The sequence below is a fragment of the Geodermatophilus sp. URMC 61 genome, assembly GCF_052931555.1.
Genome location: NZ_JBRFHZ010000002.1, coordinates 1,015,388 through 1,035,514 on the forward strand (window position 1 = coordinate 1,015,388; position 20,127 = coordinate 1,035,514).

The 20,127-nt window shown below is 74.4% G+C and carries 20 protein-coding genes; 17 read left to right on the top strand and 3 right to left on the bottom strand.

Going from position 1 to position 20,127, the window contains the following annotated elements:
* Positions 1–57: 57 nt before the first annotated feature.
* The 7 genes from aroC to nusB all read left to right on the top strand — a co-directional run bounded on the left by aroC (position 58) and on the right by nusB (position 5,664).
* Complete coding sequence (aroC, locus tag ACU610_RS04775; protein WP_446766571.1) at positions 58–1,251, top strand: chorismate synthase; 1,194 nt, start codon at positions 58–60, stop codon at positions 1,249–1,251.
* Positions 1,248–1,826, top strand: a complete 579-nt coding sequence (locus tag ACU610_RS04780; RefSeq protein WP_446766572.1) for a shikimate kinase — start codon at positions 1,248–1,250, stop codon at positions 1,824–1,826. Before aroC ends, ACU610_RS04780 begins: the two co-directional genes overlap by 4 nt.
* A gap of 44 nt (positions 1,827–1,870) precedes the next feature.
* Positions 1,871–2,938: a 3-dehydroquinate synthase gene (gene aroB, locus ACU610_RS04785; RefSeq protein ID WP_446766573.1), complete on the top strand. Its 1,068-nt coding sequence runs from the start codon at positions 1,871–1,873 to the stop codon at positions 2,936–2,938.
* Between the two features lie 81 nt (positions 2,939–3,019).
* On the top strand, positions 3,020–3,454 hold the full coding sequence (gene aroQ, locus ACU610_RS04790; protein WP_446766574.1) for a type II 3-dehydroquinate dehydratase: 435 nt from the start codon (positions 3,020–3,022) through the stop codon (positions 3,452–3,454).
* A gap of 76 nt (positions 3,455–3,530) precedes the next feature.
* Positions 3,531–4,670: a M24 family metallopeptidase gene (locus ACU610_RS04795; RefSeq protein WP_446766575.1), complete on the top strand. Its 1,140-nt coding sequence runs from the start codon at positions 3,531–3,533 to the stop codon at positions 4,668–4,670.
* Positions 4,671–5,231, top strand: coding sequence for an elongation factor P (efp, locus tag ACU610_RS04800; protein ID WP_446766576.1), 561 nt, complete (start codon positions 4,671–4,673; stop codon positions 5,229–5,231).
* 25 nt (positions 5,232–5,256) lie between these two features.
* Positions 5,257–5,664, top strand: a complete 408-nt coding sequence (gene nusB, locus ACU610_RS04805) for a transcription antitermination factor NusB (RefSeq protein ID WP_446766577.1) — start codon at positions 5,257–5,259, stop codon at positions 5,662–5,664.
* 106 nt (positions 5,665–5,770) lie between these two features.
* Here the strand turns inward: nusB and ACU610_RS04810 are convergent, their stop codons facing one another.
* From ACU610_RS04810 to bldD, 3 genes are all read right to left on the bottom strand, one after another.
* Complete coding sequence (locus tag ACU610_RS04810) at positions 5,771–6,670, bottom strand: hypothetical protein (RefSeq protein WP_446766578.1); 900 nt, start codon at positions 6,668–6,670, stop codon at positions 5,771–5,773.
* A complete protein-coding gene (locus ACU610_RS04815; RefSeq protein WP_446766579.1) occupies positions 6,667–7,596 on the bottom strand; it encodes an ATP-binding cassette domain-containing protein in 930 nt (309 codons plus the stop codon). Before ACU610_RS04815 ends, ACU610_RS04810 begins: the two co-directional genes overlap by 4 nt.
* 308 nt (positions 7,597–7,904) lie before the next feature.
* Positions 7,905–8,456, bottom strand: coding sequence for a transcriptional regulator BldD (bldD, locus tag ACU610_RS04820; RefSeq protein ID WP_091217936.1), 552 nt, complete (start codon positions 8,454–8,456; stop codon positions 7,905–7,907).
* Between the two features lie 218 nt (positions 8,457–8,674).
* On the opposite strand from bldD, the gene pyrR reads away from it, so the two are divergent.
* From pyrR to rpoZ, 10 genes are all read left to right on the top strand, one after another.
* Positions 8,675–9,259: a bifunctional pyr operon transcriptional regulator/uracil phosphoribosyltransferase PyrR gene (gene pyrR / locus ACU610_RS04825; RefSeq protein ID WP_446766580.1), complete on the top strand. Its 585-nt coding sequence runs from the start codon at positions 8,675–8,677 to the stop codon at positions 9,257–9,259.
* Positions 9,260–9,338: 79 nt separating this feature from the next.
* Complete coding sequence (locus ACU610_RS04830) at positions 9,339–10,259, top strand: aspartate carbamoyltransferase catalytic subunit (protein ID WP_446766581.1); 921 nt, start codon at positions 9,339–9,341, stop codon at positions 10,257–10,259.
* Positions 10,256–11,542 carry a dihydroorotase gene (locus tag ACU610_RS04835; protein WP_446766582.1) on the top strand — a complete coding sequence of 429 codons (1,287 nt, stop codon included), beginning with the start codon at positions 10,256–10,258 and terminating at the stop codon, positions 11,540–11,542. Before ACU610_RS04830 ends, ACU610_RS04835 begins: the two co-directional genes overlap by 4 nt.
* 97 nt (positions 11,543–11,639) lie before the next feature.
* Positions 11,640–12,809 carry a glutamine-hydrolyzing carbamoyl-phosphate synthase small subunit gene (carA, locus tag ACU610_RS04840; protein ID WP_446766583.1) on the top strand — a complete coding sequence of 390 codons (1,170 nt, stop codon included), beginning with the start codon at positions 11,640–11,642 and terminating at the stop codon, positions 12,807–12,809.
* A 1-nt stretch (position 12,810) separates the two neighbouring features.
* Positions 12,811–16,137: a carbamoyl-phosphate synthase large subunit gene (gene carB / locus ACU610_RS04845; RefSeq protein WP_446766584.1), complete on the top strand. Its 3,327-nt coding sequence runs from the start codon at positions 12,811–12,813 to the stop codon at positions 16,135–16,137.
* Positions 16,134–17,504, top strand: a complete 1,371-nt coding sequence (locus ACU610_RS04850) for a dihydroorotate oxidase (RefSeq protein WP_446766585.1) — start codon at positions 16,134–16,136, stop codon at positions 17,502–17,504. Before carB ends, ACU610_RS04850 begins: the two co-directional genes overlap by 4 nt.
* Before the next feature lie 73 nt (positions 17,505–17,577).
* Complete coding sequence (gene pyrF, locus ACU610_RS04855) at positions 17,578–18,390, top strand: orotidine-5'-phosphate decarboxylase (RefSeq protein WP_446766586.1); 813 nt, start codon at positions 17,578–17,580, stop codon at positions 18,388–18,390.
* 382 nt (positions 18,391–18,772) lie between these two features.
* Positions 18,773–19,123, top strand: a complete 351-nt coding sequence (gene mihF, locus ACU610_RS04860; protein ID WP_446766587.1) for an integration host factor, actinobacterial type — start codon at positions 18,773–18,775, stop codon at positions 19,121–19,123.
* A 39-nt stretch (positions 19,124–19,162) separates the two neighbouring features.
* Entirely contained in the window at positions 19,163–19,774 is a 612-nt protein-coding gene (gene gmk / locus ACU610_RS04865; protein ID WP_446766588.1) for a guanylate kinase, read from the top strand.
* Between the two features lie 59 nt (positions 19,775–19,833).
* Positions 19,834–20,094, top strand: a complete 261-nt coding sequence (rpoZ, locus tag ACU610_RS04870) for a DNA-directed RNA polymerase subunit omega (RefSeq protein WP_376876187.1) — start codon at positions 19,834–19,836, stop codon at positions 20,092–20,094.
* The last annotated feature ends 33 nt before the right edge of the window (positions 20,095–20,127 follow it).

Sequence of the window (20,127 nt, forward strand, 5' to 3'; positions counted from 1 at the left end):
CCCGGGCTCGTCGGGGGTGGGGAGGGAGGGGGTCCCTCGACTGGCACAATCGCGGTCATGTTGCGCTGGCTGACCGCCGGTGAGTCGCACGGCCAGCAGCTCACCGCCATCCTCGAGGGCCTGCCCGCCGGCGTCCAGGTCACGACGCCGGACCTGGACCTCGACCTCGCCCGCCGTCGCCTCGGCCACGGCCGCGGCGCCCGGATGTCCTTCGAGCAGGACGTCGTCTCGCTGACCGGCGGGATCCGGCACGGGCTGACCCTCGGCGGGCCGATCGCCGTCCAGGTGGGCAACACCGAGTGGCCGAAGTGGCAGACGGTCATGTCCGCCGACCCGGTCGACCCCGAGGTGCTCGCCGGCCAGGCCCGGAACGCGCCGCTCACCCGCCCGCGGCCGGGTCACGCCGACCTCGCCGGCATGCAGAAGTACGGCTTCGACGACGCCCGGCCGGTGCTGGAGCGGGCCAGCGCGCGGGAGACCGCGGCCCGGGTCGCGCTGGGTGCGATCGCGCGGGCGTTCCTACGCCAGGCCCTCGACGTCGAGGTGGTCAGCCACGTGGTCGGCATCGGCCCGGTCGTCGTCCCCGACGGCGTGGTGCCCGGTCCCCAGGACAACCCGCGCATCGACGAGGACCCGGTGCGCTGCGCCGACCCGGAGACCAGCGCGCTGATGGTCGCCGAGGTCGACGACGCCCGGAAGAACGGCGACACCCTCGGCGGGGTCGTCGAGGTCGTCGTCCACGGCCTGCCGCCGGGCCTGGGCAGCCACGTGCACTGGGACCGCCGGCTGGACTCCCGGCTGGCCGCCGCGCTCATGGGCGTGCAGTCGGTGAAGGCCGTCGAGGTCGGCGACGGGCTCGAGACCGCCCGCCGACGCGGCTCGGTGGCCCACGACGAGATCGTGCTTGCGCCCGGTGAGGACGGCGAGGCCCGCGTCCAGCGGCTGTCGGACCGCGCCGGCGGCATCGAGGGCGGGATGACCAACGGCGAGGTGCTGCGGGTCCGCGCCGCGATGAAGCCGATCTCGACGGTGCCGCGGGCGCTGGCCACCGTCGACGTCGCCACCGGGGAGCCCGCCGTCGCGATCAACCAGCGCAGCGACGCCTGCGCGGTGCCCCGCGGCTCTGTCGTGATGGAGGCCATGGTGGCGCTGGTGCTGGCCGACGCCGCGCTGGAGAAGTTCGGCGGCGACTCGGTGACCGAGACCCGCCGGAACGCGCGCGCCTACCTCGACGCGCTGGCGATTCGATGACCTCCGGACCCGGGGCCCCCGCCCACCCGACGAGCTCCGCGGCACGCCGCCCGCTGCTGGTCCTGGTCGGGGCGCCGTCGTCGGGGAAGACGACCGTCGGCACCGCCCTCGCCGACCGGCTCGGGGTCGCCTTCCGCGACACCGACGCCGACGTCGAGACCGGCACCGGCCAGCGGGTCGCCGACCTGTTCGTCGACCTCGGCGAGCCGCACTTCCGCGCGCTGGAGGAGCAGGCCGTCGCGGTCGCGCTCGAGGAGCACGACGGGGTCCTGGCCCTCGGCGGCGGCGCGGTGCTCAGCGCGGTCACCCGCGAGCGGCTGACCGGCTACGCCCGCGCCGGCGGCACCGTCGTCTGGCTCGACGTCGACCTGGCCTCGGCCGCCGAGCGGGTGGGGCTGGGCCGCAGCCGTCCGGTGCTCGGCCTCAACCCGCGGGCCACGCTGCGCACCCTGCTCGCCGCGCGGGCGCCGCTGTACGCCGAGGTCGCCACCGTCACTGTGGCCACCGGCGGACGCGCGCCCGACGAGGTCGTCGACGAGGTCGCGGCGGCGGTCCCCCTGCGGGCCACACCGTGAGCGGCCCCGCGATCGAGCCGGCTCCGCCGGGCGGGAGCGGACCGATGACGCCGAGGCGGGTGACGGTGCCGGGCGAGCGGCCCTACGACGTGGTCATCGGGTCCGGCGCGCAGCACGAGCTGGGCAGCCTGACCACCGACGTGCTCGACGGCGCCGCCCGCGCCGCCGTCGTCCACGCGCCACCGCTGGCCGGGCTGGCCGGCGGGCTGGTCGAGACGCTGCAGACCGCCGGGGTGGCCGCGGAGGCCGTCGTCGTGCCCGACGGGGAGGCGGCCAAGACCGCCGCGGTCGCCGCGAGCGTGTGGGAGGAGCTGGGCCGGCTGGGGCTGACCCGGTCCGACGCCGTCGTCGGCGTGGGCGGGGGAGCGGTCACCGACCTCGCCGGGTTCGTGGCCGCGACCTGGACCCGCGGCGTGCGTGTCGTCCAGGTGCCCACCAGCGTGCTCGGCATGGTGGACGCCGCGCTCGGCGGCAAGACCGGCATCAACACCGGCGCGGGCAAGAACCTCGTCGGCGCCTTCCACCCGCCGGTGGCCGTGCTCGCCGACACCGACGTCCTCGCCGGGCTGCCCGAGGCCGAGTTCCGCGCCGGGATGGCCGAGGTCGTCAAGTGCGGCTTCATCGCCGACCCCGTCGTCCTCGACCTGCTCGAGGCCGACCCGACCGGCCGCCGCGACACCGAGGAGCTCATCGAGCGCGCGGTGCGGGTCAAGGCCGACGCGGTCGGGGCGGACCTCTACGACACGGGGGTCCGGGAGTTCCTCAACTACGGGCACACCCTGGGCCACGCCATCGAGCGGGTGGAGGACTTCGGCTGGCGGCACGGCGAGGCGGTCGCCGTCGGACTGCTCTTCGCCGCCGAGCTCGGCGGCCAGGCCGGCCTGCTGACCCGCGAGGAGGTCGACCGTCACCACCGGCTGGTCACCGCGATGGGCCTGCCGACCCGCTACCGCGGGGACTGGCAGCGCATCCAGTCGGTCATGCGGGTGGACAAGAAGGCCCGCGGCGGCTCGCTGCGGTTCGTCGTCCTGGACGGCATCGGCAACCCGCGCATCCTCGCCGACCCCGACCAGGCCTGGCTCGACGCCGCGTGGTCGGCCGTCGCCGCATGACCCCCACCACCCCGTACCGACCACCCGCCCCACCACCCCGTACCGACCACCCGCCCCACCACCCCGACGGGAGCCCCTCGCGTGACCATCCAGGTGCTCAACGGCGCCAACCTCGGCCGGCTCGGCACCCGCGAGCCGGAGAAGTACGGGACGACGACGTACACCGAGCTGGTCGAGCTGGTCGCCGCCGCGGCCGTCGAGCTGGGCCTGGAGGTGCGGGTCCGGCAGACCGACGACGAGGGTGAGCTGCTGCGCTGGGTGCACGCCGCGGCGGACGCCGGCGACCCGGTGGTGCTCAACCCCGCCGGCTGGTCGCACACCTCGGTGGTGCTGCGCGACGCGCTGGCGATGCTGACCGCCCCGCTGGTCGAGGTGCACATCAGCAACATCCACAAGCGGGAGGGGTTCCGGCACCACTCCTACGTCTCCGCGGTCGCCGACGGGGTGATCGCCGGGCTCGGGGTACAGGGGTACGTGCTGGCGCTCCGGTGGCTCGCGGCACAGGAGGTGGCGTGAGGCGACGGGGAGTGAGCATCGCAGCGAGGTCTGCGAGCGAGGAGCGGAGCGACCGCGGAGCGGAACGGAGGACGTGGTGAGGTACGCGGAGCGTCGGGAGCGGCTGCGGGCGACGGCGGCCGAGCGCGGGCTGGACGCCGTCCTGGTGACCGAGCTGCTCAACGTGCGGTACCTGACCGGTTTCACCGGCTCGAACGGCGCGCTGCTGCTGCGCACGGATCCGTCCCCCGCCCACCCGGACGTCTTCGGCACCGACGGCCGTTACACGACCCAGGCCGGCACCCAGGTGCCCGACGTCGAGCTGCTCGTCGACCGGGCCACCGTCGCGGCCCTGGCCCGGGAGGCGGTGCGCCCTCGGTCAGGGGGGCAGGGTGCCGGGCGGATCGGGTACGAGAGCCACCACGTCACCGTCGACGGGCTGCGCGCGCTGGAGTCGGTGCTCACCGACGCCGCCGCAGGCGGCACGGTGCCGGAGCTGACCAGCGTGCGGCGCGCCGTGGAGGCGTTGCGCGCGGTCAAGGACGACGACGAGGTCGACGCCCTGCGCCGGGCCTGCGCGGTCGCCGACGCGGCGCTCGCCGAGCTGGCCGCCGAGGGAGCGCTGCGGCCCGGGCGTACCGAGCTGCAGGTCGGCCGCGAGCTCGACGCCCGCATGCTGTCGATCGGTGCCGAGGCGCCGTCCTTCGAGACGATCGTCGCGACCGGCGCGAACTCGGCCATCCCGCACCACCGGCCGGACGCCACCGAGCTGCGGCCGGGCGACTTCCTCAAGCTCGACTTCGGCGCGACGGTCGACGGCTACCACTCCGACATGACCCGCACCGTCGTCCTGGGCGGGGTGGGCGGGGAGGTCGCCGACTGGCAGCGCGAGGTCTACGAGCTGGTCGCCGCCGCGCAGGCCGCCGGGCGGGCCGCGCTGGCCGTCGGCGCCGACGTGGTCGCCGTCGACTCCGCGGCCAGGGACGTCATCGCCGCCGCCGGCCACGCCGAGCACTTCACCCACGGCCTCGGCCACGGGGTCGGGCTGCAGATCCACGAGGCGCCGGGCATCGGGCAGCTGGGCGCGGGTAGGCTGGCCGCCGGCATGGCCGTCACCGTGGAGCCGGGGGTCTACCTGCCCGGCCACGGCGGTGTCCGGATCGAGGACACGTTGATCGTCACGGACGACGAGCCCGAGTTGTTGACCCTCACGAGCAAGGAACTGCTGGTCCTCTAGATGGCTACCACCAACGACCTCAAGAACGGCATGGTCCTCAACCTCGACGGCCAGCTCTGGACCGTCACCGAGTTCCAGCACGTCAAGCCGGGCAAGGGCGGCGCGTTCGTCCGCACCACGCTGAAGAACGTGCTCTCGGGCAAGGTCGTCGACAGGACCTTCAACGCCGGCACCAAGGTCGACACGGCCACCGTCGACAAGCGGAACATGACGTACCTGTACAAGGACGGCACCGACTTCGTCTTCATGGACGGCGAGACCTACGACCAGATCCACGTCCCGGCCGAGACCGTCGGCGGCGGCGCGGACTACATGCTGGAGAACACCGAGGTCGTCGTCGCCGTGCACGAGGGGACGCCGCTGTACGTGGAGCTCCCGGTGACCATGGAGCTGGTCGTCCAGCACACCGACCCGGGCCTGCAGGGCGACCGGTCCACCGGCGGCACGAAGCCGGCCACCCTGGAGACCGGCGCGCAGATCCAGGTCCCGCTGTTCGTCAACACCGGCGACAAGCTCAAGGTCGACACCCGCGACGGCCGGTACCTCGGCCGCGCCAACTGATCGCGGGCGGCCGGGTAGGGCTGGCATGGCTGCCCGCAGCAAGGCGCGCAAGCGCGCCGTCGACGTCCTCTACGAGGCCGACGTCCGAGGCAGCGACCCGCTGGAGCTGCTGCGTGAGCGGGTGGCGCTGGCCTCGCCGCCCGTCCCCGACCACGCCGTCCGGCTGGTCGAGGGGGTGGCCGAGCACGCCGCCCGCATCGACGAGCTGATCGACCGGCACGCCCGCGGCTGGTCGATCGACCGGTTGCCCGACGTCGACCGCGCGATCCTGCGCATGGCGGTCTTCGAGCTGCTGTGGGTCGACGACGTGCCCGACCCGGTCGTCATCGACGAGGCCGTCGAGCTGGCCCGGTCGCTGTCGACCGACGACTCGCCGCCCTACGTCAACGGCGTCCTCGGCGCGATCCTCGACGCCGAGGTCCCCACCAGCTGAAGACCCCCGTACTCCCACCTCCTCCCACGAGCTCAGGGCGGTGCCCAGGACAGGGCCCCCGGGACCCTCGGGACGGGGCCGGGACGCCACGGCCGGGCCCCGGCGTTCACTGGACGTCGCGGCGGACGAAGAGGACGACGCCGAGGGCGACGGCGGCTCCGGCGACCAGGCCCAGCACCAGCCCGCCCTGCAGGTTGCCGACCAGGATCTCCCGGGTCTCCCCGACGAGGCTGCCGGTCGCCGGATCCACCGCCTCCCCGCCGAGCACCACGGTGTGCCCGCCGGGCAGCACCAGGCCCGCGACGCTGCTGGTCAGCAGCCACGGCTGCCAGGCCGGGCGCAGGACGGCGACGGCGGTCTCCACGACGGCGAGGTAGACGAACCCGATGCCCAGCGCCGCCCCGGTGTTGCGCACCAGGGAGGCCAGGCCGAAGCCGCCGACCGCGGCCAGGACGGTGAGCAGCACACCCCGCGCCTGGGTGCCGAGCAGGTCGCCCCAGAAGCCGTCGGGCAGAGCGCGGCCGTCGCCGGCCGTCGCGTCGAGGATGCCCGCCGTCGCGAGCCAGGCCGCCTGCAACGTGATCCCGAGCAGGGCCGCGCCGAGCGTGAGCGCCGCCAGCTTGACCGCCATCACGCGGACCCGTCGGGGCTCCCAGACCAGCAGCGACACCACCGAGCGGGTCGACCACTCGGCGCCGATCCAGGTCGCCCCCAGCACGAGCGCCAGCGCACTCCCGGCCACGGCGAACCCGATGGCCCCGGGGACGGTGCTCTGCGCGAAGGAGAACGGCGGGTCCGCGGCCTGCCCTGGCGCGGTCGGGGGACCGACCTGGGTGAGACTGATGACGGTCGTGGCCAGCCAGCCCAGCACCGCCAGCCCGAAGAGGACCTGCACGAACCGGCGGGCGCGGAACCGGTGCAGCTCCGCGCGCAGGAGGCCACCCGGGCCCTGCGGGACCGGCGGCCCCTCGGCCGGTGCGGGCGGCCGCCCGACGACGGCGCTCATGCCGGCTCCCCGGTGATGGCGAGGAAGGCCGTCTCGAGGTCGGCGTGCACCGGGGTGAGCTCCTCCAGGTAGTGCCCGTGGCAGGCGAGCAGGCGGGTGATCTCACCGGGGGAGTCGACCTCGTGCAGGGCCAGGGCCGGCCCGCGGGCGTCGTCGAAGGGGGACACGGCCACGCCGGCCGACTGGAGCACCGCGGCGGCCGCTCCCCGGTCGGGCACGCGGACGACGACGTCGCGCGTGGCGCGGCCGGCCAGCACCTCGGCGACCGGCCCGGAGGCCACGCGGCGGCCACGGGTCAGGATGGTCACCGAGTCGGCCACCTGCTGGATCTCGGCGAGCAGGTGGGAGGAGAGCAGCACGGTGGTGCGCCCGTCCCGCCCGAGGCGGCGGATCAGCTCGCGGACGTCGCGGATGCCGGCCGGGTCCAGCCCGTTGCTCGGCTCGTCCAGGATGAGCAGCCGAGGGCGCTTGAGGAGGGCCGCGGCGATGCCCAGCCGCTGCTTCATGCCGAGCGAGTAGCCCCTGAACCGGTCGTCGGCCCGCTCGCGCAGACCGACGGTCTCCAGGCACTCCTCGACCCGGGTCCGCGGGACGCCGGCGACCTCGGCCAGCAGGTGCAGGTTGCGGCGACCGGAGAAGGCGGGGAAGAACAGCGGGGTCTCGACCAGGGCGCCGACGTGGCCGACCACCTCCGCCAGGGCCTGGGGCACCGGGCGGTCGAGGAGTCGCACCGTCCCGGAGTCGGGGGAGACCAGGCCGAGCAGCACGCGGATCGAGGTCGTCTTGCCCGAGCCGTTGGGGCCGAGGAACCCGTGGACACCGCCGGACTCGACCACCAGGTCGAGGTCGTCGAGCGCCTTCTGCGGCGGGCGCCCACGACGACCGCGGTACGTCTTGGTCACCGCCTCCATGACCACTGCAGGCATGGCACCTCTTCCGTGGACGGTGGAACGAGGGCCGCACGGCGGCACACCGGCGTCCCCACGCCTCACGTACTCCCGTGCGTGTCGATCGCCGGGCGGTCAGCGACCGGTGCCCGGCGGCGTCGACTGCCATACGACGGCGCCACCGGCCGTGCTGATACGCCGAGGGCCCACTCCGATCGTCGGAGTGGGCCCTCGGCGTCCCGGCCCCGTCCGAGGCCCACGGCGGCCCGTCCAGGGCACTGCCCCGAGCCCGCGGAGGGTGGGGAGGACGGGGTCCTCCGACCGTGCGGAGGACGGGGTCCTCTCGCTCAGCGCGGGGTGCGGCGGCGCTCCCAGTTCGGGTTGACCTCGTCCTCGTCCTCGTCGCCACCGAAGCCGACGACGCTCTCCATGCCGGGGGAGAGGACACCCCACTCGATGAGCCGGCTGGTCAGCTCGTCGGGGCTCATGTCGTAGATGATCGCCAGCGACTTGAGGTCCTCGGCGCGGATGGAGAGGACCTTGCCGTTGTAGTCGTGGCGCTGGGCCTGGATGGTCGAGGCGTACCGGGCCAGCGGGCCGGCCTCGTCCGCGGGCAGCGAGCCGAGCGACTCGAGGTTCAGCACGATCTTCGTCGTCGAGGTGACCGCCGAGCTGGGCCGCGGGTCGGGCAACAGCTCGGAGACCGGGACCCCGTAGAAGACCGCGAGCTCGGAGAGCCGCTGCACGGTCACCGCACGGTCGCCGCGCTCGTACGAGCCGACGACCACGGCCTTCCAGCGGCCGTGTGACTTGTCCTCGACTCCCTGGAGCGAGAGGCCTTGCTGGTTGCGGATGGCGCGGAGCCGGGCACCGAGGGCCCGTGAGTAGTCGGTGCTCATCGCTTCCTGCTCACTGTCCGTCGTCGGGGGCGGGTTGTCGTCACGGAGCGTACTGGTCGAGCGGGTCCGATGACACCGGGGCACTCCTCCGGGTCACAAGGGCCGCGATCGGGCCCGTCCCGGGCGCGTCGCGGGTCACACCGCAGCGTGCAGTACGGTCGATGCCGGTCCGACCACTCCTTTAACGACCCGTCCCGTGAGGCGGGGAAGGAGGCCTGATGGCCAGCACGACCGAGCGTGCCCACGGCGACGCACCGTCGCCGTCCCCGGTCCTCTCCGCCGCCGACGTGACCCGCGTGGTCGACCGGATGGCCCACCAGCTCATCGAGAAGTGTTCGGGGGGCGACGGCCTCGCCGGCGTCGTCCTCGTCGGCATCCCCACCCGCGGCGCCCCGCTCGCCCGCCGGCTGGCCGCCCGCGTGCACGCCTTCTCCGGGTCCCCGGTCGACGTCGGCACCGTCGACATCACGCTCTACCGCGACGACCTGCGCATGCGTGGCGTCCGCGCGCTGGAGGAGACCGTGCTGCCCGAGAGCGGCATCGACGGCCGGCTCGTCGTCCTGGTGGACGACGTCCTGTACTCCGGCCGGTCCGTGCGCGCGGCGCTGGACGCGCTGCGCGACCTCGGCCGCCCGCGCGCCGTGCAGCTCGCGGTGCTGGTCGACCGCGGCCACCGCGAGCTGCCCATCCGCGCCGACTACGTGGGCAAGAACCTGCCCACCTCTCGCGACCAGTCGGTGAAGGTCCGGCTGGCCGAGGTCGACGGCGAGGACGCCGTCCTGGTCACGGAGGGGCCGGCGTGAAGCGACGGGGAGTGGGCATCGCAGCGAGCTCTGCGAGCGGGGAGCGGAGCGACCGCGGAGCCGAACAGGGGAGCACAGCGTGAAGCGGCACCTGCTGGAGGCCGCAGACCTCGACCGCGCCGACGCGACACTGGTGCTCGACACCGCCGCGCAGATCGACGCCGCGCTGGCGGGCCGCGAGGTCAAGAAGCTGCCCACGCTGCGCGGGCGGACGGTGGTCAACCTCTTCTACGAGGACTCCACCCGCACCCGGATCTCCTTCGAGCTGGCCGCCAAGCGCCTGTCGGCCGACGTCATCAACTTCTCGGCCAAGGGCAGCAGCGTCTCCAAGGGCGAGAGCCTCAAGGACACCGCCCTGACCCTGGAGGCGATGGGCTCGGACGCCATCGTCGTCCGGCACTCGGCGTCGGGCGCGCCGCACCGGCTGGCGAACTGGGTGCGCGGCAGCGTGGTCAACGCCGGCGACGGCACCCACGAGCACCCCACCCAGGCGCTGCTGGACGCCTACACGATCCGCCACCGGCTGGGCCGGCTCGAGGGCGTGCGCGTGGCGGTGGTCGGCGACGTGCTGCACAGCCGGGTGGCCCGCTCCAACGTGTGGCTGCTGCACACCCTCGGCGCCGAGGTCACCCTGGTCGCGCCGCCGACGCTGCTCCCGGTCGGGGTGGGCAGCTGGCCGGCGGAGGTCTCCTACGACCTGGACGCCGTCCTGCCCAAGGCCGACGTGGTGATGATGCTGCGGGTCCAGGCCGAGCGGATGAACGCCTCGTACTTCCCCAGCGCCCGCGAGTACAGCCGCCGCTACGGCCTGGACGCGCACCGGATGGGCGCCCTGGGCGACGACGCGATCGTAATGCACCCGGGCCCGATGAACCGCGGGATGGAGATCGCCGCCGAGGTGGCCGACTCGGTCCGCTCCACGATCGTCGAGCAGGTCGGCAACGGGGTCTCCGTGCGCATGGCCGTGCTCTACCTGCTGCTGGGAGGCGCCCCCTCATGACGTACCTCATCACGGGCGCCCGCCCCTACGGCGAGGACGCCACCGACATCCTGGTCGAGGACGGCCGGATCGCCGCGGTCGGCGAGTCTCTGTCGGCCCCCGGCGCCGACGTCGTCGACGCCGCCGGGCTGGTCGCGCTGCCCGGCCTGGTCGACCTGCACACCCACCTGCGCGAGCCCGGCCGGGAGGACGCCGAGACCGTCGAGACCGGCAGCCGCGCCGCCGCGCTCGGCGGCTACACCGCGGTGCACGCCATGGCCAACACCGACCCGGTCGCCGACACCGCCGGCGTCGTCGAGCAGGTGTGGCGCCTGGGCCAGGAGGCCGGCCTGGTGGACGTCGTCCCGGTCGGCGCGGTGACCGTGGGGCTGCGGGGCGAGCGGCTGGCCGAGCTCGGTGCGATGGCCGACTCCGCCGCCCGGGTGCGCGTGTTCTCCGACGACGGGCACTGCGTCGCCGACCCCGCCCTGATGCGCCGGGCGCTGGAGTACGTCAAGGCGCTGGACGGCGTGGTCGCCCAGCACGCCGAGGAGCCGCGGCTGACCGTCGGCGCGCAGATGCACGAGGGCGACCGCTCGGCCCGCCTCGGGCTGACCGGCTGGCCGGCCGCCGCCGAGGAGGCGATCATCGCCCGCGACGTGCTGCTCGCCGACCACGTCGGCGCCCGGCTGCACGTCTGTCACGTCTCGACCGCGGGCTCGGTGGAGATCCTCCGCTGGGCGAAGTCCCGTGGGGTGCAGGTCACCGCCGAGGTCACCCCGCACCACCTGCTGCTCACCGACGAGTGCGCCGAGGGCTACGACCCGGTCTTCAAGGTCAACCCGCCGCTGCGCACCGACGCCGACGTCGAGGCGCTGCGCGCGGGCCTGGCCGAGGGCGTCATCGACGCGGTGGCCACCGACCACGCGCCGCACGCCGTCGAGGACAAGGAGACGGAGTGGGCCAGCGCCCGGCCCGGGATGCTCGGCCTGGAGCAGGCGCTCTCGGTCGTCGTCGCGACGATGGTGGAGACCGGCCTGCTCGACTGGCGCGGCGTCGCCGACCGGATGTCGGCCCGGCCGGCGGCCATCGGCCGGCTCGACGGTCACGGCCGCCCGCTGGCCCCGGGCGAGCCGGCCAACCTGCTGCTGCTGGACCCCGGCACGCGCGCGGTCGTCGACCCCGCCGCGCTGGCCAGCCGCAGCCGCAACAGCCCCTATGCCGGCCGGGAGCTCCCCGGCCGGGTGGTCGCCACGTTCCTGCGGGGGACGGCGACCGTGCTCGACGGAAAGGCACAGCGTTGACGCGGCAGCGTTTCGGCGGCGAGATCTGCACACTCGTCGCCTCCAGGACCCCGAAGGCGACGAGTGTGCAGATCTCGCACCCGAGGGGAGCGGTCCAGTGACCGACGCGATCCTCGTCCTGGAGGACGGGCGCACGTTCCGGGGCGAGGCCTACGGCGCGGTCGGGACGACGCTGGGCGAGGCGGTGTTCGCCACCGGGATGACCGGCTACCAGGAGACGCTGACCGACCCCAGCTACGCCCGCCAGATCGTCGTCATGACGGCCCCGCACATCGGCAACACCGGGGTCAACGAGGAGGACGACGAGAGCCGCCGCATGTGGGTGGCCGGCTTCGTCGTCCGCGACCCCGCCCGCCGCCCGGCCAACTGGCGGGCCACCGGCAGCCTGGACGACGAGCTGGCCGCGCAGGGCGTCGTCGGTATCAGCGGCATCGACACCCGCGCGCTCACCCGCCACCTGCGCGAGCGCGGCGCGATGCGCGCCGGCATCAGCAGCGAGGGCCTCTCGGCCGAGGAGCTGCTGACCCGGGTGCGCGGCTCGGAGAGCATGAGCGGCGCGGACCTCGCGCCGTCGGTCACCGCGAACGACCCCTACGTCGTCCCGGCGGTGGGGGACAAGCGGTTCACCATCGCCGCGCTCGACCTCGGCATCAAGACCGCCACCCCGCGGCACCTGGCCGCGCTGGGCGTGGAGACCCACGTGCTGCCCGCGACCGCCACCGCGGAGGACCTGCTCGAGCACGGCCCCGACGGCGTCTTCCTCTCCAACGGCCCGGGCGACCCCGCGGCCGCCGACTACGCGGTCGAGGCGGTGCGCGGCGTGCTGGACGCCCGCCGGCCGCTGTTCGGCATCTGCTTCGGCAACCAGATCCTCGGCCGGGCGCTGGGCCTGGGCACCTACAAGCTGCGCTTCGGCCACCGCGGCCTCAACCAGCCGGTGCTCGACCGGGTCAGCGGCACGGTGCGGGTGACCAGCCACAACCACGGCTTCGCCGTGGACGCCCCGCTGGACCGGCCGACCGACACCCCCTACGGGCGGGTCGAGGTCAGCCACGTCGGCCTGAACGACGACGTGGTCGAGGGGCTGCGCCTGCTGGAGGCCCCGGCGTTCAGCGTGCAGTTCCACCCCGAGTCCGCCGCCGGCCCGCACGACGCCGCGCCGCTGTTCCAGCGGTTCGTCGACCTCATGGAGTCCGCCCGCACCGGGGACGCGCAGGCCGGTGGGCCACCGCCGGAGGTCCAGCAGACGACGGGGGAGAAGGCCTGACATGCCCAGACGGACGGACATCCACCACGTGATGGTGATCGGCTCCGGGCCGATCCTCATCGGCCAGGCCGCCGAGTTCGACTACTCCGGCACCCAGGCCTGCCGGGTGCTCAAGGCGGAGGGGCTGCGGGTCAGCCTGGTCAACAGCAACCCGGCGACGATCATGACCGACCCGGAGATCGCGGACGCCACCTACGTCGAGCCGCTGACCCTGGAGTTCGTCGAGAAGGTGATCGCCAAGGAGCGTCCCGACGCGCTGCTGGCCACCCTCGGCGGGCAGACCGCGCTCAACATCGCCATCGGCCTGTACGAGAACGGCGTGCTCGAGGAGTACGGCGTGCGGCTGATCGGCGCCGACGTCGACGCCATCAACCGCGGCGAGGACCGGCAGCAGTTCAAGGACATCGTGCGGTCCATCGGTGCCGACGCCCCGCGCTCGCGGGTCTGCGGCAGCGTCGAGGAGGCGCTGGCGACCGCCGCCGAGGTCGGCTACCCGGTCGTCATCCGGCCGAGCTTCACCATGGGCGGCCTGGGTTCGGGCTTCGCCACCGACGAGGCGAGCCTGCGCCGCATGGCCTCCCACGGGCTGGCCGACTCCCCGGTGCACACCGTCCTCATCGAGGAGTCGGTGCTGGGCTGGAAGGAGTACGAGCTGGAGCTGATGCGCGACCGCAGCGACAACGTGGTCGTCATCTGCTCGATCGAGAACGTCGACGCGATGGGCGTCCACACCGGCGACTCGGTGACCGTCGCCCCGGCGATGACCCTCACCGACCGCGAGTACCAGCGGATGCGCGACGTCGGCATCGCGGTGCTGCGCGAGGTCGGCGTCGACACCGGCGGCTGCAACATCCAGTTCGCCGTGAACCCGGCCGACGGCCGGCTGGTCGTCATCGAGATGAACCCGCGGGTGTCCCGGTCCAGCGCGCTGGCGTCCAAGGCCACCGGCTTCCCGATCGCCAAGATCGCCGCGAAGCTGGCCATCGGCTACACCCTCGACGAGATCACCAACGACATCACCGGCGTCACCCCGGCCGCCTTCGAGCCGACGCTGGACTACGTCGTCGTGAAGATCCCGCGGTTCGCCTTCGAGAAGTTCCCCGGCGCCGATCCGCGGCTGACCACGACGATGAAGAGCGTCGGCGAGGTCATGGCGCTGGGCCGCAACTTCCCCGAGGCGCTGGGCAAGGCGATGCGGTCCACGGAGACGAAGACCGCGGGGTTCTGGACCGGGCCGGAGGACACCCGGTCGGCCGCCGAGCTGCTCGAGGCGCTGCGCACGCCGGTGGACGGGCGGCTCTACGTCGCCGAGGCCGCGCTGCGCGCCGGTGCCACCGTCGAGCAGGTCGCCGAGGCCAGCGGCTTCGACCCGTGGTTCGTCGACCAGATCGCGCTGGTCGGCGAGGTCGGCGCCGAGGTCCGCGACGCGCCGTCGCTCACCGCGGAGCTGCTGCGCCGTGCCAAGCGGCACGGCCTGTCCGACCGGCAGATCGCCGCGCTGCGTCCCGAGCTGGCCGGTGAGGACGGCGTCCGGACGCTGCGCCGGCGCCTGGGCGTGCGGCCGGTCTACAAGACCGTCGACACCTGCGCCGCCGAGTTCGCCGCCCGCACCCCGTACCACTACTCCTCCTACGACGAGGAGACCGAGGTCGAGCCGCGGGAGAAGCCGGCGGTGCTGATCCTGGGCTCGGGGCCCAACCGGATCGGGCAGGGGATCGAGTTCGACTACTCCTGCGTGCACGCCGTCATGGCGCTGCAGGACGCCGGCTACGAGGCCGTGATGGTCAACTGCAACCCCGAGACCGTCTCGACCGACTACGACACCGCCGACCGGCTGTACTTCGAGCCGCTCACCTTCGAGGACGTCCTCGAGGTGGTCGAGGCCGAGCGCGCCGCCGGCCCGGTCGCCGGGGTCATCTGCACCCTCGGCGGGCAGACCCCGCTGGGCCTGGCGCAGCGGCTCAAGGACGCCGGCGTCCCGGTGCTGGGCACCTCGCCGGAGTCGATCGACGCCGCCGAGGACCGCGGGGCGTTCTCGCGGGTGCTGGCCGACACCGGCCTGCAGGCGCCCAAGCACGACACGGCGACCACCTTCACCGAGGCCCGGGAGATCGCCGCGAGCGTCGGCTACCCCGTGCTGGTCCGGCCGTCGTACGTGCTCGGCGGGCGCGGCATGGAGATCGTCTACGACGACGCCACGCTCGAGGCCTACATCGCCAAGGCCACCGACGTCAGCCCCGAGCACCCGGTGCTGGTCGACCGGTTCCTCGAGGACGCCGTCGAGATCGACGTCGACGCGCTCTTCGACGGCTCCGAGCTGTACCTGGGCGGCGTCATGGAGCACATCGAGGAGGCCGGCATCCACTCCGGCGACTCGGCGTGCGCGCTGCCGCCGATCACCCTGGGCTCGGCGGACCTGCTGAAGATCCGGTCGGCCACGGAGAAGCTGGCCGCCCGGATCGGCGTGCGCGGGCTGCTCAACGTGCAGTACGCGCTCAAGGACGACGTCCTGTACGTGCTCGAGGCGAACCCGCGCGCCAGCCGAACGGTGCCGTTCGTGTCCAAGGCGACGGCGGTGCAGCTGGCGAAGGCCGCGGCGCGGATCGCGGTGGGGGAGTCGATCGCCGAGCTGCGCACCGCGGGCGTGCTGCCGGCCGTCGGCGACGGCGCCGACCTGCCCGAGGACGCCCCGATCGCGGTCAAGGAGGCGGTGCTGCCCTTCCACCGGTTCCGCACCGTCGACGGGCAGAACGTCGACACCGTGCTGGGCCCGGAGATGAAGTCCACCGGCGAGGTCATGGGCCTCGACACCGGTTTCGGGACGGCGTTCGCCAAGTCGCAGGCGGCGACCTACGGTGTGCTGCCCACGGAGGGCACCGTCTTCGTCTCCCTGGCCAACCGCGACAAGCGCTCGGCGATCTTCCCGGTCAAGCGGCTGGCCGACCTCGGCTTCCGCGTGCTGGCGACCATCGGCACCGCCCAGGTGCTGCGCCGCAACGGGGTGGCCTGCGAGGTCGTCGGCAAGTACAGCGACGGTCCGGGCAACGTCGTCGAGCGGATCACCGCCGGGGACGTCGACATCGTCGTCAACACCCCGTTCGGCGCCCCCGGCAACAGCGGGCCCCGGCTGGACGGCTACGAGATCCGCACCGCCGCGGTGGGCCAGGGCGTCCCGTGCATCACCACGGTGCAGGGGCTGGCCGCCGCGGTGCAGGCGGTGGAGGCGCTGCGCCGCGGGGACGTCGGGGTGCGCAGCCTGCAGGAGGTCCACGCGGCGCTCGGCGGCACCTCCGGCGGGCCGAGCACCTCTGCGAGGACCGGCGCGTGACGACGGCGTCGTCGGGCGACGCCGTCGGGCGGGTACGGGAGGACCTGGTCGCCCGCGGGCTGGTCGACGGCCTGCCCGCGGCGTTCCTCGCGGGGGTGACCCGTTTCGCGCGGCCGCCGCAGCCGGAGCTCGACGCCCTGGCCGCGGCGGCCCGCGGCCTGGCCGCGCGGCTCGCCGCCGGGGACGTCGGCGACGCGGACCTGCCGCTGCTGACCCGCGTGCTGTTCTCCGCCGGCCACGCGGCGGTGCTCGCCGACGCCGGCCTGCCGACCCCGGCCTACGACCTCCTCGGTTCCTACCGCGTCAACCTGACCACCCCGGTCGGGCCGCGGCTGGCGCAGCGCCCGGTCGCCGGCGGACGGCGCTGGCGGGTGCTGGGCCGGGACGTCGGCTTCCCCATCGGCGTGCCCGCCTGCGTGCTGGGCGGCGGCGAGGAGTGGGTCCGCCACTTCGCGTGCAACGGCTACAGCGTGCTGACCTACAAGACCGTCCGCAGCCGCGCGCACGAGCCCAACGCCCAGCCGAACTGGGTGTTCGCGCAGCGGGAGACGCGCAGCCTGCCCCCTGGCGCCGCCGCCGAGGTCACCGCCGACCCGTGGGACTGGGTGCCGCCCGGGTCACCGGACGTCAGCACGGTCAACTCCTTCGGCGTCCCGTCGCTGGCGCCCGAGGAGTGGACGGCCGACCTCGAGCGGTCGCTGGCCGCCGTCGACGACGACCAGCTGCTGCTGGTCAGCGTCATGGGGGAGGGCGACGGCCCGGCCCTGGTCGACGACTTCGCCCGCACCGCCCGGCTGGCGCAGGAGGCCGGTGCGACCGTCGTCGAGCTGAACCTGTCCTGCCCGAACACGCTCAACCCCGGGGCACCGGGCGTGAAGTCGCCGCTGTGCCTGGACGCCGACGCGACCGTCGCGGTGGTCGAGGGCGTGCGCCGCGCGCTGGACGACCGCACCGGGCTGGTCGCCAAGCTGTCCTGGCTCGACGAGCCGCGGCTGGCCGCGCTGGTGCCGCGGCTCGCTCCGCTGGTCGACGGCGTCGCGGGCATCAACACGCTGCAGAGCCGGGTGCGGCGCAGCGACGGCGAACCGACCTTCCCCGGCCGCGAGCTGGCCGGGCTGTCGGGGGCGGCGGTGCGCGACTCCGCACTGGACTTCACCGGTCGGCTGGTCGCCCTGCGCGAGGCCGGGAGCCGGCACTTCGACGTCCTGGCCATGGGCGGGGTCACCGACCCGGCCTCGTTCGCGGCGCTGTTCGCCCTCGGGGCCGACGCGGTCCAGTCGGCGTCGGGTGCCTTCGCCAACCCGTTCCTCGCCCGGGACTGCGTCGACGAGCTGGGCGACACCCTGCCCCGGGCGGTGGCGAGGTGACCGAGCTCGCGAGGTCACCCATGGACCCAGCACGGTCCGGCACGGGCCCGACGAGCGCCGGCGAGGAGGGCACGTGACGGTCCCGTTCGGCCGGCGCCTCGCCGACGCCGTCGCCGCCCGCGGGCCGCTGTGCGTCGGCATCGACCCGCACGCACCCCTGCTCGAGCGCTGGGGCCTGCCCGACGACCCCGAGGGCCTGGCCCGCTTCACCGACACCGTCATCGACGCCCTCGCCGGCACCGTCGCCGTCCTCAAGCCGCAGCTGGCCTTCTACGAGCGGCACGGTTCGCGTGGCCTGGCCGTGCTGGAGGACGGCGTCGCCCGCGCCCGCGCCGCCGGTGCGCTCGTGCTGCTCGACGCCAAGCGCGGGGACATCGGCTCGACGATGGACGGCTACGCCGGCTACCTCCGCCCGGACCACCCGATGGCCGCCGACGCCCTGACCGTCAGCCCCTACCTCGGGCCCGGCTCGCTGCAGCCGGCCGTCGACACCGCCCGGCAGCACGGCGGCGGGCTGTTCGTGCTGGCCCGCACCTCCAACCCGGACGCCGGCACGCTGCAGCACGCGGTCGTGGACAGCCGGTCGGTCGCGCAGGTCGTCGTCGACACCGTGCGGGGCTGGAACGCCGCCGACGGGTCCGGGTCCTTCGGCGTCGTCGTCGGGGCCACGCTGCGCGAGCTGGACGTCGACCTCACCGGCCTCGGCGGGCCGGTGCTCGCCCCGGGGCTGGGCGCGCAGGGGGGGTCGGTGGCCGACCTGCGCCGGCTGTTCGGCCGCGGGACCGCCGTCGTCCCGACCGTGTCACGGGACGTGCTCGCCGCCGGGCCCGACCCCGCCCGGCTGCGTGCCGCCGCCGAGCGCTGGGCCGGGGAGCTCGCCGGCTGAGGCGAGCCGGGCCCGCGCTCGCCCGGAGGGGGACCGCGACCCCCTCCTGAACCGGGTCGTGCGGCCGTTCACCAGCGCGTTTCCCGAGGTCTCCGGCGTGTCGCACTGGCGTGTCGGAGGTTTGCGGCCGGAACCGTCCGGCACCGAGGAGCGGCGACAACCGTCGTTGACCTGCACGGATGACCGTGGGTCACCACATTTGGCGACGCAGGGTCACGGGCGCTTCACGGATTGCGTGAAACCGAGGGGTCAGACCCCCGTGACCTGCGCATATAGGGAGAGCTAGGTTGGCCGACAGGCTCAGCAGTGAGTCCTGCCCCCCGACACAGTCAGAGCCCCGCCGGTCGAACAGGTGGCCGGCGACGACAGATTGGGTCGCACCATGCCCCTCCCTGACCTGTCCCCCGAACAGCGTGCCGCGGCTCTCGAGAAGGCGGCGGCCGCCCGCAAGGCCCGGGCCGAGCTGCGCGAGCGGCTCAAGAGCAAGGGCGCCACGGTCGGTGACGTCCTGCGCCAGGGCGAGACCGACGAGGTGATCGGCAAGATGCGCGTCTCCGCGGTCCTGGAGTCCCTGCCCGGAGTGGGCAAGGCCCGGGCTGCGAAGATCATGGAGCGGCTCGAGATCTCCCCGACCCGCCGGGTGCGCGGTCTGGGTGCCAACCAGCGCCGGGCCCTCGAGACGGAGTTCGGCGGCGAGAAGGTCGCGACCGAGCAGGTTCCCGTCGAGGGTTGACCCGCAGGACCAGGCACCGGAGGTCGAGGACGACGACGCGTGGCAGCTGCCGCCCCGGAGCACACCCCGGCACGGCTGACCGTGCTCTCCGGCCCCTCGGGGGTCGGCAAGGGCACGGTCGTGGCGGAGGTCCGGCGCCGGCACCCCGAGGTGTGGGTGTCGGTGTCGGCCACCACCCGCCGGCGCCGGCCCGGTGAGGTCGACGGGGTGCACTACCACTTCGTCAGCGACGCCGAGTTCGACCGGCTGATCGCCGAGGACGGCCTGCTCGAGTGGGCCGAGTACGCCGGCAACCGCTACGGCACGCCGGCTGCCCCCGTGCGCGAGCAGCTCGCCACCGGGCGGCCGGCGCTGTTGGAGATCGAGCTCCAGGGTGCCCGGCAGGTCCGGGCCCGCGACGCCGACGCCCAGCTGGTCTTCCTGGCCCCGCCGTCCTGGGGCGAGCTGGTCAGTCGGCTGGCCGGACGGGGCTCGGAGCCGCCGGCCGTCCAGGAGGAGCGGCTGCGCATCGCGCAGGCCGAGCTCGACGCCGCGGGGGAGTTCGACGTGGTGGTGGTCAACGACGACGTGGCCCGGGCTGCCGACGAGTTGGTAGGCTTGCTGACTGCGCCGTCGCCCGGGTCCCTCCGGAGCAGCGGCGCGTCCGAGTGACGGGGCCTGGCAGCGCCGCCCGCCACTCCCCGATGACGAGCTGAGGAGCACGCCCGCCCGTGTCCGGAGTCGCACCCGCCCCCGAGGGCATCACCAACCCGCCGATCGACGAGCTGCTCGAGCGCACCAGCAGCAAGTACGGCCTGGTGATCTTCGCCGCCAAGCGCGCGCGCCAGATCAACGCCTACTACAGCCAGCTCTCCGAGGGCCTGCTGGAGTACGTCGGCCCGCTGGTCGACACCGCCCCGCAGGAGAAGCCGCTCTCCATCGCCCTGCGCGAGATCAACGAGGGTCTGCTGACCCACACCGCCGGCGAATAAGGACCCCGTCCTCCCCACCCCCCGCAAGCTCAG